The sequence below is a fragment of the Sinomonas albida genome (genome assembly GCF_004919045.1).
Lineage (GTDB): Bacteria > Actinomycetota > Actinomycetes > Actinomycetales > Micrococcaceae > Sinomonas > Sinomonas albida.
Map to the genome: position 1 here is coordinate 76089 of NZ_SWDW01000006.1, position 16408 is coordinate 92496.

A 16408-nucleotide genomic window follows, 5' to 3' on the forward strand; every position below is an offset into this window, starting at 1 on the left:
CCTCCGCACGCTGCTGCCACCTCAGTTCTTGCGGCGCGCCCTGGACTCTGCTTCCGTCCACGCCCGCTGCGCCGGCGTCATCGCGGTGGCCGTCATCGCCGTCGTACGTCCGACGGCGGAAGGCGAGCCGGGCGCGGAGCCGCGCCACGCGTGCGCCAGGGCCAGCGCGAGCGCGTCGGCGGCGTCGGCCGGGCGGGGTGAGGCGTCGAGACGGAGGATCTTGGTGACCATGCGCGTCACGGCCTGCTTGTCGGCGCGCCCGCTGCCGGTGACCGCGGCCTTGACCTCCGACGGCGTATGCAAGGCGACCGGGACGCCTCGGCGTGCCGCGGCGGCAATGACGACGCCGGAGGCCTGCGCGACGCCCATCACGGTGCTCACGTTGAGCTGCGAGAAGACGCGCTCGACCGCGACGACCTCGGGCTCATAGCGCTCGAGCCACTCGTCGATGGCGTTCGCGATGACGAGCAGCCGCGCGTCGAGGGGTTGCTCGGCGGACGTGCCGACGACCCCGACCCCCACGAGGGTCGCTCGCCGGTCGCGGGAGACGTCGACGACGCCCAGGCCGCAGCGCGTGAGGCCCGGGTCGACGCCGAGCACGCGGAGGCTCTCCGATGCCGCCGCTCGGGGGGTTGCCATCGAACGTCAGTCGGCCTCGAGGGCCGCCATGACTTCCTCGCTCATGTCCGCGTTCGTGTACACGTTCTGGACGTCGTCGAGGTCCTCGAGAGCGTCGACGAGCCGGACGAACTTGCGCGCGCCATCGGCATCGAGCTCGACCTCCATGGAGGGCACGAACTCCGCTTCGTCCGTCTCGTACTCGATGCCGGCCTCCGTGAGCGCGTCGCGGATGCCCTGGAGGTCGTGCGGCTCGGAGTAGACGATCCAGTTCTCGCCGCCGTCCTTGACCTCCTCGGCGCCAGCGTCGAGCACGGCCATGAGCACGTCGTCCTCTGACAGGCCGTTCTTGGCCAGGCTCACAACGCCCTTGCGGGTGAAGAGGTAGCTCACCGAACCCTGATCGGCCATCGAGCCACCGTTTCGGGTCACCGCGAGGCGCACTTCCGCCGCGGCGCGGTTCCGGTTCTCCGTGAGGCACTCGATGAGGAGCGCCGAGCCCTGCGGGCCTCGGGCCTCGTAGGAGATCTCCGTGTACTCGATCGACTCGCCGGTCAGCCCCGCGCCGCGCTTGATGGCGCGGTCGATGTTGTCGTTCGGGACGGAGTTCTTCTTGGCCTTCGAGACGGCGAGGTCAAGCGCAGGGTTACCGGACAGGTCGGGCCCACCGAGTCGCGCGGCGACCTCGATCGTCTTGATGTACTTGGCGAAGGCCTTCGCGCGCTTGGCGTCGATGGCCGCCTTCTTGTGCTTGGTGGTAGCCCATTTGGAGTGGCCGGACATGCCTACGCTTCTCCCTTGATCATGCGGATGAAAAGTTCATGGACCCGCCGCTCACCGGTCACCTCGGGGTGGAACGATGTGGCGAGCAGGTTTCCTGAACGGACTGCGACAATTCTAGACCGGCCGCCCAGCGTGGCCGTGTGTGACGCGTGCTGCGGGTCGACCTCCGCGAGCACCTCGACGGAGTCCCCCACCCGCTCGACCCACGGCCCACGGATGAAGACGGCGTGGACGGGACCGCGCGCCTGGTCGATGTCCTTGAAGTCGAGATCGGTCTCGAAGGACTCGCGCTGGCGCCCGAACGCGTTGCGGCGCACCGTGATGTCGAGCCCGCCGAACGTCTCCTGGGGCCGGCCGGACAGGTCCTGGGCGGGGTCCGCGATCTCATCTGCGAGCAGGATCATGCCGGCGCAGGATCCGTAGACGGGGAAGCCCTCGGAGATCTTGCGCTTGAGCGGCTCGGCGACGCCGAACGCCCGCGCGAGCTTGTCGATCGAGGTCGACTCGCCCCCCGGGATCACGAGCCCGTCGAGGCGGTCGAGCTCCTCTGGCCGCCGGACCGTCACGGGACGCGCACCCAGCACGGCGAGCGTTGCGACATGCTCGCGGAAGTCGCCCTGCAGAGCGAGGACGCCGATGCGGAGCCCGGTCTGTGCAGACGGCGCGGGCTCGGCCGGGGTTTCGGACTGGGTCGGTAGGTGCTCGAAGGCCGCGGAACTCACCCATACAGTCTAGTCGCGGGGCCCGAACACCCCGCGCGCGAAGGTCATGCGGCGGGTCCGGTGGGGATCACGCCGGTGGTCGCGCCGGTAGCATGGACGCCGGACCGTGTGACGACAACAGATGAGGATTGCCACATGTGCGGTATCGCCGGCTACTACGGGTTCGGTCAGGATCAGGCTCTGCTCGAGACGATGAACAGCTGCATCCAGCACCGGGGACCCGACGGCGAAGGCTATTTCATCGACGACGCCCCCGCCGGGACGGTGGGCCTCGCGCACCGCCGCCTCGCGATCGTCGACCGGGCCCACGGCCAGGAACCCATGATCAGCGCCGACGGGGACACGATCCTCGTCTACAACGGCGAGGTCTACAACTACCGCGAGCTCCGCGCCGAGCTCGAGGCTCTGGGCCGGAGCTTCGTGACGGTCTCCGACACCGAGGTGGTGCTCCAGGCCTTCGAGGAGTGGGGCACCGACGCGTTCGACCGATTCAACGGCATGTTCGGGCTCGCGATCCTCGACCGGAAGAAAGGGCGGCTCGTCCTGGCCCGCGACCACTTCGGCATCAAGCCGCTCTACTGGGCCAACGCGGGCACTGAGCGCGAGCCGCAGCTCCTGTTCGGCTCGGAGATCAAGCCGCTCCTCGCAACGGGCAAGATCGAGGCGAAGCCCAACGAGCGAATCCTCTACCGCTACCTGCGCTTCCGGATCCACGACGATACGGCGGAGACGTTCTTCGACGGGGTCAACAAGCTCCTTCCGGGCGAGATGCTCACGGTGGAGCTCGAGTCGGGTCGCTTCAAGATTTCGAGCTACACGCGCCTCCGCGAGGAACTCCTGGAGCTCTCGAAGGTCGAAGCTCCGTACACCCCTGCCGTCGTCGACGAGTACCGGAACCGCTTCACGGAGGCGATCCGGATCCGCCTCAACTCCGAGGTTCCCGTAGGCAGCGCGCTGTCCGGCGGCCTCGACTCCTCCGCCGTCGTCGTCACGATCAACCGGCTCATGCAGGAGAACGCCGAGGGCCTCGAGGCCGTCGGCGCGAAGCAGAACACGTTCAGCGCGGTGTTCCCCAATGCGATCAACGACGAAGAGGCCTACGCGGACGCCGCGATCGCGGTCTGCAGCGGGAACATCGAGGCGCACAAGATCAAGCCGACCCCGGAGAGCTTCGACGCGGACCTCGAGGACTTCGTGCGCACCATGGAGGAGCCGATCATCTCCTCGGGCCCCTACGCGCAGTACTGCGTCATGAAGGAAGCGTCGAAGCACGTCACCGTCCTGCTCGACGGCCAGGGCGCCGACGAGATGATGGCCGGCTACATCCCGTACTACTTTGCCTACCTCCGCCAGCTCAAGGACGACGGCGACTTCGGGACGCTCGCCAAGGAGTCGTCGTCGAGCCTCGACATCTTCTACCGCCTGGGCCGCTTCCGGCTCCGCGGCATGGCGAGCGGCAAGAAGACGGTCTCGATGGCGACCCTGCTCAAGAAGGACTGGGCGCAGCAGTTCACCGGAGAATCGTTCGGCAACATCCCGGCGAACCTCAAGCTCCGCCTCATCGACGACCTCTTCGCCAAGTCTCTGCCCTCGCTCCTGCGCTACGAGGACAAGAACACGATGCGGTTCTCCCTCGAAGGGCGCGTGCCGTTCCTCGACAAGGAGGTCGTGAAGTACCTCTTCAGCCTCTCGGACGAGGCGATCATCAAGGAGGGCTGGAACAAGCGCGTGCTGCGCGACGCGACGCGCGGCCTCCTCCCCGAGATGATCAGCAATCGCCGCAACAAGATCGGCTTCACCACGCCCGAGGCGGAGTGGTTCAAGCTCATGAAGGAGCGGATCTACAAGATCTTCATGTCGAACTCCTTCTACAGCCGCCCGTACTGGGACCGCGAGCAGGTCCTGACGGCGTTCGAGGAGTACCTCAACGGCAAGAACGATGCCGACACGATGATCTTCTGGCGGCTCCTCAACGTCGAGCTCTGGTTCCGCGAGTTCATCGACAAGGACGAGGCACCCGCGGACGTCAAGGTCAACAAGAGCGACTACGAGGCGAACCCGGGCAAAGAGCTCGACATCGTCTCCGCCGGCCAGACGTTCCGCCGCTATCCCCTCCAGACCGAGGTCTTCGCGCGGAACACCGCCCTCGAGCCGGCCGTGACCGGCTACGTCGAACGGTTCTTCGCGGGCCTGTCCCTCGCGCCGGAGGAGGCACGCTCCGCCGTGGAGGGCCGCCCCTGGTACGTGCTCGTGAGCGAGAAGATCGTCGCGATCACTCAGGGCCGGTCGTTCCCCGTGTGGGACATCGAGGTCTCCCCCGCAGCTCGCGTCCTGAGCAAGTTCGTGACCCGGACGCCCGCGGGCATCGGCCTCGGAAGCCCGTGGTCCATGCAGATCGCGATCAACGAGGTTGGGCTCCCGCTCATCGTCAAGGCGGCCGCGGCCTCCGTCGTCGGCAAGTTCCAGGGCAAGAACGGCGTCTTCTACGACGTGGTGGGCCACAACATCAACGCGATCGACGGCGCGACCCCGTACAGCCTCGGCGCGGCCAGCAATTCGGTGAAGCTCGCTCCCAAGGATCCCGACGGCGTCGCCCGTGCCATCAGCGCGGCGGTTCGCGCCGCCCTGCCGGCCGACGCCACGGCGACCTTCGGCGGGACCGCGATCATGGACGCGAACGACCTTGGCGTCGTCGTCATGGGCCACGACACCGTCCTCCCGAAGGAGACCATCGCGGGCATGTTCAAGGACAACCCGCAGGGCCAGGGCTCGCAGGCAACGCCGATGTCGCTCGTCTTCGCCCAGGAGAGCCCCGCGGGCGAGCGCCAGCCCCAGGACTGACGGCAGCGGGTCCGCCCGCCCCTCCAACTGGCACCGCGTCCACTGCGGCCCCGGGTTCTTGCCCGGGGCCGCAGTGCGTGAAAGGCTCCTTTCATGGCCAATCCCCTCCTGACCCCGAGCGCCCTTCCGTACGGGCTGCCCCCGTTCGCCGAGATCCTCGATGAGCACTACGCTGAGGCCGTCGAGGCCGGCATCACCGAGCAGCTCGCGGAGATCGAAGCGATCGTGGGTGTGTCGGAGCCGCCCACGTTCGAGAACACGGCCGCCGCGATGGAGCGCAGCGGCAGACTGCTCACGAGAGCCGTCGCGGCCTTCATGACCATGGTGTCCTCGCACGGGACCGAATCGATCCGCGCCCTCGAGACGCAGCTCATGCCCAAGCTCAGCGCCCACGAGGACGCGATCCTGCTCGATCGGCGGCTGCGCGACCGTTTCGCCGCAATCGACGTCTCGGGCCTGGACCCCGAGGCGGCGCGGCTCGTCGCGGAGTGGCTCAACGACTTCCGGCGCGCCGGGGCGAACCTCGACGACGCCGGCCAAGCGCGCCTTCGCGAGCTCAACGCCGAGCTATCCCGGCTGGGCACGGAGTACGGCCAGCGCGTCGCGCAGGCGATCAACGACGCCGCCGTCCTCGTGACGGACGAGGCTCAGCTCGAAGGGCTCAGCGACGACGACCGCGCGAGCGCCGCACAGGCAGCCAGGGCGGCAGGGCACGAGTCCGGCTGGCTTATCACCTTCATCCAGCCGACCAACCAGCCGCTCCTGTCGGTGCTCGAGGACCGCGAGCTGCGGAGGCGGGTCTTCGAAGCCTCGGTGGCACGAGGGAGCTCCGGCGGCGAGACCGACGTGCTCGGACTTGTCCGCGACATGGTCCGGCTCCGGGCCGAGAAGGCCGCACTCCTCGGCTATGCGAGTTTCGCCGACCTCGCCGTCGACGACCAGACCGCGCCGTCGCTCGAGGCCGTCCGCTCGATGCTCGGCCAGCTCGCGCCCGCCGCCGTCCGCAACGCCGCGTCCGAAGCCCAGGCACTCGCCGAGACCGCGGGCCACGCGCTGGAGCCGTGGGACTGGTCCTTCTACTCCGCCGCCGTACGCCGCGACAAGTACGCCGTGGACGAGAAGGCGCTGCGCCCCTACTTCGAGCTTGACACCGTGCTACGTGACGGCATCTTCTTCGCGGCGGGGCGGCTCTACGGCCTGCGCTTCGAGGAGCGCCCGGACCTCGTGGGCTACCACGCAGACGTGCGCGTGTGGGAAGTCTTCGACGCCGACGGCGCCGGGCTGGGCCTGTTCCTGGGCGACTACTTCACACGGCCCACGAAGCGCGGCGGCGCCTGGATGAATGCGCTCGTCGAGCAAGCCTCGCTGACCGGGGACCGGCCCGTGGTCATCAACAATCTCAACATCCCCAAGCCCGCGCCCGGCGAGCCGGCCCTGCTGACGCTCGACGAGGCCCGCACGGCCTTCCACGAGTTCGGGCACGCGCTCCACGGCCTGCTCTCCGACGTCACGTTCCCCAAGTTCTCCGGCACGAACGTGCCGCGCGACTTCGTCGAATACCCGTCCCAGGTCAACGAGATGTGGCTCCTGTGGCCCGAGGTGGTGGCGAATTACGCGCGGCACCACGAGACCGGGCAGCCCCTCCCCCAGGAGCAGATCGTCGCGCTCGACGCGGCGAAGCTGTGGGGCGAAGGCTTCGCGACCACCGAATACCTCGGCGCCGCGCTCCTGGATCTCGCGTGGCACCGCCTGGCGGCGGGCGATGACCCAGGGGACGCGCTCGAGTTCGAGGCGAAGGCGCTCTCCGAGGCGGGCATCTCGGTCCCGCTCATCCCGCCGCGGTACCGCACGGGGTACTTCCAGCACATCTTCGCTGGCGGCTGGTACGCCGCGGGCTACTGGTCGTACATCTGGAGCGAGGTCCTCGACGCAGACACGGTGGAATGGTTCAAGGAGAACGGCGGGCTCACGCGAGCCAACGGCGAGACGTTCCGCGCCGAACTCCTCTCCCGGGGCTTCTCCCGGGATCCGCTCGACTCGTTCCGGGCATTCCGAGGCCGCGACGCCGCCGTCGCCCCGCTCCTGGCTCGCCGCGGCCTCGGCTGATCCGCAGCACAGGGTCCTTCTCCCCTGACGCGTCGAGCCCCGTCGCGCAAGACTGGGGGGCGAAGCGAGGGGACCGTCGATGCACGTCTTCAAGGACAGGGCGGAGGCCGGCCGGGAACTCGCGCGGGCGCTTCTGGGACATCGAGGCGAAGACCTCGTAGTGCTCGGACTCCCGCGTGGGGGCGTCCCGGTCGCGTTCGAAGTCGCCATGGCCCTCGAGGCCCCGCTCGACGTCATCGTGGTGCGGAAGCTGGGCGTCCCGTTCCAGCCCGAGCTCGCGATGGGTGCCATCGCCGAGCACGGTGCGCGGGTCATCGATCCGCGCATTGTGCGCATCGCCGGTGTGTCCGAACGCGAACTGTCCGCCGTCGAGGCCGCCGAGCGCGAACAGCTTGCCGAGCGGGCCGCGACCTTCCGCGCGGCCCGGCCCGCCGAGCCTCTCGACGCCCGCACCGCGATCGTCGTCGACGACGGGATGGCGACGGGCTCGACGGCGCGCGCAGCCTGCCGCGCGGCACGGAGCATGGGCGCGGCGCGTGTGGTCCTCGCCGTCCCAGTCGCCGCCGCGGACACGCTCCGGACGTTCTCAGACGCGGACGAAATTGTGTGCCTCGCCGCGCCCGAGTCGTTCGTCGCCGTCGGACGCTACTATCGCGACTTCTCGGCAACGGACGACACCGGCGTGGTCCAGCTCCTCGACGCCGCCTCGCGGCGTCCCGCCGCAGAGCAGGCCTCGCCGCAGCCGATCGACGAGGACGTCACAATCACCGCGGGCGGGACACGCCTCGAAGGCCACCTCCGGCTTCCGCCGCGGGGCGGCGTGGTGGTGTTCGCGCATGGGAGCGGCAGCAGCCGCCACAGCCCGCGCAACCGGGCCGTGGCGCGCGTCCTCGAACGCGCGGGGCTCGGGACGCTGCTCCTTGACCTCCTGGCCCCGGACGAGGAGCTCGATCGAAGCGCCGTGTTCGACGTCAGTCTGCTCGCGGGCCGGCTGCTCGTCGCCACCGAATGGCTCCGGGGAGTCGCCCCCGATCGGGACGTCGGCTATTTCGGGGCGAGCACGGGCGCCGCGGCGGCGCTGTGGGCGGCGGCAGCGCCGGGTGCCCAGATCTCAGCCATCGTGTCCCGCGGAGGGAGGCCGGACCTCGCGGGTCCACGGCTCGCCGACGTGCGCGCCCCGACGCTCCTCATCGTGGGTGGGGCCGACCAAGTGGTCCTCGGCCTCAACCGCGACGCCGCGTCCCAGCTCCGCTGCCAGCACCGCCTCGACGTCATCGTCGGCGCGACCCACCTCTTCGAGGAACCGGGCACGCTCTCCCAGGTAGCGACACTCGCGAGCGAGTGGTTCACGCGTTACCTCGAGCACGGCTGATGCAGGTGAGCAACAGACGACGGCGGCCCGCACCTGGTGCGGGCCGCCGTCGACTTCGCTGGTGGGCGTAAGCCCTGCAACAGTCCCTTTACCAGCCGCGCTCGGCGAGGCGGTGGGGCTCGGGGATCTCGTCGACGTTGATCCCCACCATGGCCTCGCCGAGGCCCCGGGAGACCTTGGCGATCATGTCCGGATCGTCGAAGAACGTGGTGGCCTTGACGACCGCGGCCGCGCGCTGGGCCGGGTTCCCGGACTTGAAGATGCCCGAGCCGACGAACACACCGTCCGCGCCGAGCTGCATCATCATGGCCGCGTCCGCCGGGGTCGCGATGCCGCCGGCGGTGAACAGCACCACGGGGAGCTTTCCGGTCTCGGCGATCTCGCGCACGAGCGCGTACGGGGCCTGGAGCTCCTTCGCCGCGACGTAGAGCTCGTCCTCGGCCATCGTGGTCAGCCGCTTGATCTCGGCGCGGATCTTGCGCATGTGGGTCGTGGCGTTGGAGACGTCGCCCGTGCCGGCCTCGCCCTTGGAGCGGATCATCGCGGCGCCCTCGTTGATGCGCCGGAGTGCCTCGCCCAGGTTGGTCGCGCCGCACACGAACGGGACGGTGAACTGCCACTTGTCGATGTGGTTCTCGTAGTCCGCGGGAGTCAGGACCTCGGACTCATCGATGTAGTCCACGCCGAGGGACTGGAGCACCTGGGCCTCGACGAAGTGACCGATGCGGGCCTTGGCCATCACCGGGATCGAGACGGCGCTGATGATCGAATCGATCATGTCCGGGTCCGACATGCGAGAGACGCCGCCCTGCGCACGGATGTCCGCCGGCACGCGCTCGAGGGCCATCACGGCCACGGCGCCGGCGTCCTCGGCTATCTTCGCCTGCTCGACGTTGACGACGTCCATGATGACGCCGCCCTTGAGCATCTCCGCCATCCCGCGCTTGACGCGGTCACTGCCAGTGGTCGGAGCCGAGGAGTTTGCTTCAGTAGACACGTACTCGTCTTTCTATTGGCTGCTCACGGGAAGGTTCCCTGCGAGAGGAACCTGGAAATCCTTGGATTGAAACCCAGTCTATCGCCGCGGGAGGCTCCCCGTGAGCGGTGCGACCCACTAGAACATCTCGGGCCTGGATGGCCATCTGCACAGCCCAGACGATGTTCGCTCAGGCCGGGCCGGACTCGGCGCGGGCTTGGCTGCGGACGGTCAGTATCCGCTGCACGATCGTCACGGCGCTCGCGGCGGCGAGCAGCACAAGCGTCCAGAAGAGGAAGGGAGTCGGGAGGCCCAGGCCGCAGAGGCCCGCGACCACCAGCACGGACACGAGCCGCTCGGCCCGCTCGGCGATCCCCACATTCGCGGTGTAGCCGAGCGACTCGGCCTTCGCGCGCGCGTAGGAGACGAGATTGCCGAGCAGGATGGCGACGACGGCGACGCTCCCCGTCGCGGGCTCGTGGCCGTTGCCGAGGTACCAGAGTGCGAGCCCGAGAAAGATCGAGCTGTCCTGGACCCGGTCGAGGGTCGAGTCGAGGAAGCTGCCCCAGCGGCCCGTCCGGCCCATAGTCCGGGCCATGATGCCGTCGATGACGTCCGAGAACACGAAGAGCGTGATCACCACGACGCCCCAGAACAGCTGGCCGAGGGGGAACAGCACGAGCGCCGCGAGGCTCACGCCTGCCGTGCCCGCGAGCGTCACGGCATCCGGGGAGACCCCGAGCTTGAGGAGCACGCGGGCAAGCGGCGTGAAGAGGCGCGTGAAGAACTCGCGCGCGTGTCTATTCAGCACTCGCGGCCTTCCCGCCGTCACGGGCGAGCTCCGAGCGGGCGCCCGCCGCGCCGTCGGCCCCGTCCTGGGGCCATGCCTCGGCAAGGAGGCCTCGCGTCTCGTCGAGCGTCTGCGTGATCTGCTTCGTCTGGGCGATGATCGGCAGGAAGTTGCCGTCCCCGCCCCAGCGGGGCACGACGTGCTGGTGGAGATGCGCCGCAATGCCCGCCCCGCCCGCGTCGCCCTGGTTGATGCCCACGTTGAAGCCGTGCGGGCCCGCAACGCTCCGGATCACGCGCATCGCGGTCTGCGTGATCCCGGCCATCTCAGCCGTTTCCTCCGGGGTGATGTCGGTGTAGTCGGCGACGTGGCGGTACGGGCACACGAGGAGGTGGCCCGGGTTGTAGGGGAAGAGGTTGAGCACCGCATAGCACGTGTGCCCGCGGTAGACGATGAGCGAATCCTCGTCGCTCCGCCGCGGGGCGGCGCAGAACGGGCAGTCCTCCTGCTTCCGGAACTGCCCCTGCCCGCCCTTGACGTAGGCCATGCGGTGCGGAGTCCACAGGCGCCCGAACGCATCCGGGGCCGCGGGCAGCTCGAAGCTGTCCGTGACCTCGGAGTCCTGCTGGGGATTGCGGGCGCCCGTGGAATCCGTCACGTCAGCGCGCCCTCGTCCGCACGGCCTCGACGATGCGCTTGACCGCCTCCTCGACGGCGACCCCGTTGTCCTGGCTCCCGTCGCGGAAGCGGAACGAGACGGCGCCGGCCTCGGCGTCCTCGCCCCCCGCGATGAGGACGAACGGGACCTTGTCCTTGCTCGCGGTGCGGATCTTCTTCGGGAAGCGGTCGCTCGAGGCGTCCACCTCTGCCCGGATCCCCTCGCGCTTGAGGCGGGCGACGACGTCGTCCATGTAGTCGTTGAACGCCTCGGCGACCGGAATCGCCACAACCTGCACGGGGGCGAGCCACGCTGGGAAGGCGCCCGCGTAGTGCTCCGTGAGGACGCCCAGGAAGCGCTCGATCGAGCCGAACTTCGCGGCGTGGATCATGACCGGCTCCTGGCGGGTGCCGTCCGCGGCCTGGTACTCGAGGCCGAACCGAGCCGGCTGGTTGAAGTCGTACTGCACGGTGGACATCTGCCATGTGCGGCCAATCGCGTCGCGGGCCTGCACCGAGATCTTGGGCCCGTAGTACGCCGCCCCGCCCGGATCCGGCACGAGCTCGAGCCCGGTCTCGCGGGCCACGCTCTCGAGGACGGCTGTCGCCTCGGCCCACTGCTCGTCCGTGCCGATGAACTTGTCCGACTCGGGATCGCGGGTCGAGAGCTCGAGGAAGAAGTCGTCGAGCCCAAAGTCCCGCAGGAGCGAGAGGATGAAGTCCAGAAGATGCTTGACCTCGCCCGGAGCCTGCTCCTTCGTGACGTACGAGTGGGAATCGTCCTGCGCGAAGCCGCGCACGCGGGTCAGGCCGTGGACCACGCCCGACTTCTCGTAGCGGTAGACGTGGCCGAACTCGAACAGCCGCATCGGCAGCTCGCGGTAGGAGCGGCCCCGCGAACGGTAGATGAGGTTGTGCATCGGGCAGTTCATCGCCTTGAGGCGATAGTCCTGCCCGGGCTTCGTGACGTTCCCGTCCTCGTCGCGTTCCTCGTCGACGTGGAGCGGCGGGAACATCGTGTCCGCGTAATACGGCAGGTGGCCCGACGTGTGGAAGAGCCCGTCCTTCGAGATGTGGGGCGTGCCGACGTACTGGAAGCCCTCCTCGATGTGCCGGCGGCGGACGTAGTCCTCCATCTCGCGCTTGATGATGCCGCCCTTGGGATGGAAGACCGGCAGGCCCGAGCCGAGCTCGTCCGGGAAGGAGAACAGGTCGAGTTCGGCGCCCAGCTTGCGGTGATCGCGGCGCTCGGCCTCGGCGATCCGGTCCTGATACGCCTTGAGGGCCTCCTTGGTGGGCCACGCGGTGCCGTAGATGCGCTGGAGCTGCTTGTTCTTTTCGCTCCCGAGCCAGTAGGCGGCGGCCGAGCGGGTGAGGGCGAACGCGTTGGAGATGAGCTTCGTGTTCGGCAGGTGCGGTCCGCGGCACAGGTCGCACCAGATCGCTTCGCCGCTCTTGCGGTCGAGGTTGTCGTAGATCGTGATCTCGCCGGCGCCGACCTCGACGTTCGCGCCCTCCTTCGTGGCGCCCTCGGACTGGTGGTCCTTCGCACCCAGGATGATGAGCTTGTATGGCTCGTTCGCCATGGCGGCCCCGGCCTCGACTTCGCTCACGGCCCGGCGCTTGAAGATCTGGTTCTGGTTGACGATCTTGAGCATCATCTTCTCGAGGGTCCGGAGGTCCTCGGGAGTGAAGGGCTCCTCGACGTCGAAGTCGAAGTAGAAGCCGTCCTTGATGTACGGGCCGATGCCGAGCTTGGCGTCCGGGCGGAGCTGCTGGACCGCCTGCGCCATGACGTGGGCGGTCGAGTGCCGCAGGACGTTGAGCCCGTCCTCGGACGCGATGTCCACGCCTTCGACGACTGCGCCGTCCGGGACGGGCTGGTCGAGGTCCTTGAGGACCCCGTCGACGCGCGCGACGACGATCTCGCGGTGGCCCTCGAAGAGGTCCGCCCCCGTGGTGCCCTGCGTGACGGTTCGCTGCTCTCCGTCGACGGTCACAATGATCTGCTGGGCATCTGGCACGGGTGTGTCTCCTCTTCGTCATCGGCTTCATAGCTTGTGGCATACGGGGACCACAGCCAGCCACCGACAAGACTAGCCGAAACCGTAGGGCCGTTCGGCCGGGCTCACGCCGCCGAGCTGGGCCGGGGGCCGGGAAGGACGGGACGCTCGGGGTCCACGGTGCGCTCGAGCTCCGCCAGGTCCCACGCCATGTCCGCGTTGACGCTGATCCCGCGCGGGCCGGACCGGCGCGTCCGGCCGCGGATGAGGAGGAGCGGTTTGCCGAACAGGAGCGGTCCGCACCTCTCCTGCGCGTCGGTGAAGAATGCCGAGTCCACGCAGCCCGTGCCGTCGTCGACGCTGATGAACACGACGCGCTTGCCGCCGTGCATGGGCGGAGTCTGGGTCGCGACCCGCACCCCCGCGACGAGCACCTCCGTGCCGTTGTGCAGGTCGAGCAGCTTGTCCGCGGTCGTCACGCCGAGCCGATCGAGCAGCGGGCGGTGGCTGTCCATGAGATGAGCGCTGGCGTCCACGGACATGAGGTCCAGCTCACGCCGGACCTTCTCGTCGAGGCTCGGCTCGGGCAGCTCGGACGGGAGGTTGGCGAGCTCGACGTCGCCGATCTCGAGCGAGAGCTGCCCCTCGATCGCGTCGTCGCGCCGCACCGGGCGCGGCGCAAGCTCCGCGAGATGCGCCACGAGGTCGGCGCGGCTCCCCCGGTCCGCGGCCGCGCGGTGCAGCGAGTCAAACGCACCGAGCTCCGCGAGGCGCCGCAAGCTTGCCCGGTTGACGCGCGCGCGGTCCCGCAGCTCGGCAAGCGACGCGTAGGGCTGGCCTTCGACGATGCGCCTGACCTCGTGCCCCGACAGGCCGTAGATGCCGTTGAGCGCGAGCCGGATCCCGAGCTTGCCCGCGTCAGGCCCAGCCTCGATCCTCTCGACCCGGTACTCGTCTCGGCTCGCGTTGATGTCCACGGGCAGGATCGGAATGCCGAGGCGGCGCGCCTCCGCGACGAGCAGCCGCTTCGGGTACATGCCCGGATCGTGTTCGAAGAGGCCCGCGAGGAACGCCTCGGGGTGATGGGCCTTGAGCCACGACGACTGGTACGTGGGGACCGCGAACGCTGCCCCGTGGGCCTTGCAGAAGCCGAAGCTCCCGAACGCCTTGAGCGTTCCCCAGACGGAATCGATCACGTCCGGGCTGTAGCCCCTCTGCGCTGCGTGCTCGCGGAAGTACGCCTCCACCTCCGGCTCGCGCGCCGCGTTGCCGAGGAGCCTCCGGAACACGTCCGCCTGGGCCAGGCCGCACCCAGTGAAGAGATCGAACGTGCGCAGGATCTGCTCGTGGAAGATGGTCACGCCGTGCGTCTCGGCGAGGAACGGCTTCATGTCCGGGTGCGGGTACCGCTCGGGGGCGAAGCCGAACCGGTGCTCGAGAAACGGCCTCACCATGTCCGACTTCATGGGTCCGGGCCGGAAGAGCGAGATATCGATGATGAGGTCGTTGAAGTCGCGTGGCGCCATCTTCCCCACGAGCTCGCGCTGTCCCGGCGATTCGATCTGGAAGCAGCCGAGCGTGTGCGTCGAGCGGATGAGCTCGTAGGTGGGCTCGTCGTCGAACGGAACCGCGTCGAGATCGATGGTGGTCCCCTCGATGCGCTCGACCTCCCGCACGGCGAACGCCATCGAGCTCTGCATACGCACGCCGAGGACGTCCAGCTTGAGCATCCCCATGGGGTCCATGTCGTGCTTGTCGAACTGGCTCATGGGCAGGCCCATCCCGCTCGGCTGCACCGGCGTGCGGTCCAGAAGCCCGGCATCTCCGAGGATCACGCCGCACGGGTGCATCGAGATATGCCTCGGCAGCCGGTCGAGGCGCTCGGTCAGGTCCACGAGGAGCTCGAGCTGCTCGCTCTTGCCCACGCGTTCGCCGAGGTCGCGCAGCTCGGGCTTCTCCGCGAGCGCCTCGCGGAACTGGCTCGCGTCGAATCGCCACAGCTGCTTCGCGATGTCGCCGACTTCTTCCTGATCGAGTCCGAGCGCGCGGCCAGCGTCCCGCACCGCACCCCGGGCGCGGTACGCGTTCTGCATGCTCATGAGGGTGACCCGCTCCGAGCCGAAGCGCTCGAAGATCTTCCGGTAGACGTGGTGCCGCTCGGCGCTCTCGACGTCGATGTCGATGTCCGGAAGGGTCGAGCGGTCCAGCGAGAGGAAGCGTTCGAAGATGAGGTCATGCCGGAGCGGGTCCACCTGGCTGATGCCGAGGAGGTAGTTGACGAGGCTCGAGGCGCCGGAGCCCCGCGCTGCCGAGCGGACTCCCATCCCCCGGATCATGTCCGCGACCTCTGCGACGGTCAGGAAGTAGGAGGCGAAGCCGAGCCCGCCAATGACCTCGAGCTCGTGCCCGAGCCTCGCTTCGACCGAAGCGGCCAGCTTGCCGGCGGCCTCTGGGAAGCGACGGGAGATGCCGGCGCGGCAGCGCTCCGCGAGCTCCTGAAGGGGCTCGCCCGCGATGCCGATCACCGACGCCTCGGGCACCACGGGCCGGCCCCACCCTGCGTCCTCCACCGGGTCGAGGCGGAGCCCGGCGGCCTCGACGATCTCGCGGGCCGCGCGCCGCATGAGCGCGGCGGGCTTGAGCCACGCCTCGCCCTTCGACGGCGCGAGCGAAGTGAGCGTCCGCGCGGCGTCCAGGATCTCCGCCGTCGCGGCGCCGCCCTCCTCGACGTACCGGACGGCGTTCGTGAGGACCGCCGGGACATGGTGCTCGGTCGCAAGCCGCAGCATGCGGACGGCGTGGACCGTGCTCAGCGGCTCCCCGGGTGCCGTCAGGTGCGTCACGAGTTCGACGGCGAGTATGCCCGCCGGCATCGCGTCGAGCCAATCCCGGAAGAGCGTCCTCGGCCGGAGGAAGCGGCGGCCCGACAGCGCGCGGCCCACGTCCGAGCCCGGCCCGAGCAGGACAGTGAGCACGGGCTTGCCCGATTCGGGATCGAGGCAGCGCGCGGCGAGTTCCGAGCGCAGCACGCCAGGCGGGACCGGGCTGTTGGCGTGGCCGTTCGTGTGCGCGTGCGCATCCGAGACGAGGCGGCACAGTGCCCGCCAGCCCGCGCCCTGGTTGCCGCCGTGGGCGAGGACGATCACGCGGCCCGCCTCGCCAGCCGCACCGCGCCGCGGCTTGCGGCCGCCCGGGTGCGCGCCGTCGTCGTTCGTCGCCTCTGGCTCGGCGAGGACCGCGAGGTCGACCCCCACAATCGGATCAAGGCCGTGCGCGCGGCACGCCCCGAGGTGCTTGACCGCCCCGTAGAGGCCGTCGCGGTCCGTGCAGGCGAGCGCACTCGCGCCGTCCGCCGCCGCGGCGGCCGCGAGCTCCTCGGGCCACGACACTCCGTAGTGCGCGCTGAAGGCGCTCGAGGCGTGGAGGTGGGTGAACGGTTCAGCCACGGGAGCTTGCTCCTGGAGCGTCGAGGAACTCGGCAGTGTCGGGGACGGCGTTCAGGACGGCGTTCTGGACAGCGTTCTGAACGCCGCTCTGGAC

The 16408-nt window shown here is 69.3% G+C and carries 11 protein-coding genes; 3 read left to right on the top strand and 8 right to left on the bottom strand.

The window, feature by feature from the left end; translation table 11 throughout:
* Positions 1-21 precede the first annotated feature (21 nt).
* Genes ruvC through pdxT form a run of 3 tightly spaced genes read right to left on the bottom strand, consistent with a single transcriptional unit; the run spans position 22 to position 2039 of the window.
* Positions 22-639: a crossover junction endodeoxyribonuclease RuvC gene (gene ruvC, locus E6A26_RS07545; RefSeq protein ID WP_136610582.1), complete on the bottom strand. Its 618-nt coding sequence runs from the start codon at positions 637-639 to the stop codon at positions 22-24.
* 6 nt (positions 640-645) lie between these two features.
* The gene (locus E6A26_RS07550; RefSeq protein ID WP_136610583.1) at positions 646-1401 is read right to left on the bottom strand and encodes a YebC/PmpR family DNA-binding transcriptional regulator; all 756 of its coding nucleotides are present in this window, start codon (positions 1399-1401) and stop codon (positions 646-648) included.
* Positions 1402-1403: 2 nt separating this feature from the next.
* Positions 1404-2039: a pyridoxal 5'-phosphate synthase glutaminase subunit PdxT gene (gene pdxT, locus E6A26_RS07555; protein WP_234865227.1), complete on the bottom strand. Its 636-nt coding sequence runs from the start codon at positions 2037-2039 to the stop codon at positions 1404-1406.
* Positions 2040-2258: 219 nt separating this feature from the next.
* On the opposite strand from pdxT, the gene asnB reads away from it, so the two are divergent.
* The 3 genes from asnB to E6A26_RS07570 all read left to right on the top strand — a co-directional run bounded on the left by asnB (position 2259) and on the right by E6A26_RS07570 (position 8442).
* Entirely contained in the window at positions 2259-4964 is a 2706-nt protein-coding gene (gene asnB / locus E6A26_RS07560; protein ID WP_136610585.1) for an asparagine synthase (glutamine-hydrolyzing), read from the top strand.
* Positions 4965-5057: 93 nt separating this feature from the next.
* Positions 5058-7070, top strand: a complete 2013-nt coding sequence (locus E6A26_RS07565) for a M3 family metallopeptidase (RefSeq protein ID WP_136610586.1) — start codon at positions 5058-5060, stop codon at positions 7068-7070.
* A 79-nt stretch (positions 7071-7149) separates the two neighbouring features.
* On the top strand, positions 7150-8442 hold the full coding sequence (locus E6A26_RS07570) for a phosphoribosyltransferase family protein (protein WP_136610587.1): 1293 nt from the start codon (positions 7150-7152) through the stop codon (positions 8440-8442).
* An 88-nt stretch (positions 8443-8530) separates the two neighbouring features.
* Here E6A26_RS07570 and pdxS read toward each other — a convergent pair whose 3' ends face one another.
* The 5 genes from pdxS to E6A26_RS07595 form a co-directional block, all read right to left on the bottom strand.
* Positions 8531-9439, bottom strand: a complete 909-nt coding sequence (gene pdxS / locus E6A26_RS07575) for a pyridoxal 5'-phosphate synthase lyase subunit PdxS (protein WP_136610588.1) — start codon at positions 9437-9439, stop codon at positions 8531-8533.
* Between the two features lie 169 nt (positions 9440-9608).
* Positions 9609-10229 (bottom strand): phosphatidylinositol phosphate synthase, encoded by a 621-nt coding sequence (pgsA, locus tag E6A26_RS07580; protein WP_136610589.1) that lies wholly within the window; start codon positions 10227-10229, stop codon positions 9609-9611.
* Positions 10219-10866 carry an HIT family protein gene (locus tag E6A26_RS07585; RefSeq protein WP_136610590.1) on the bottom strand — a complete coding sequence of 216 codons (648 nt, stop codon included), beginning with the start codon at positions 10864-10866 and terminating at the stop codon, positions 10219-10221. Before E6A26_RS07585 ends, pgsA begins: the two co-directional genes overlap by 11 nt.
* A gap of 1 nt (position 10867) precedes the next feature.
* On the bottom strand, positions 10868-12889 hold the full coding sequence (gene thrS, locus E6A26_RS07590) for a threonine--tRNA ligase (RefSeq protein ID WP_136610591.1): 2022 nt from the start codon (positions 12887-12889) through the stop codon (positions 10868-10870).
* Between the two features lie 104 nt (positions 12890-12993).
* Positions 12994-16314, bottom strand: coding sequence for a DNA polymerase III subunit alpha (locus E6A26_RS07595; protein WP_136610592.1), 3321 nt, complete (start codon positions 16312-16314; stop codon positions 12994-12996).
* Positions 16315-16408: the final 94 nt, after the last annotated feature.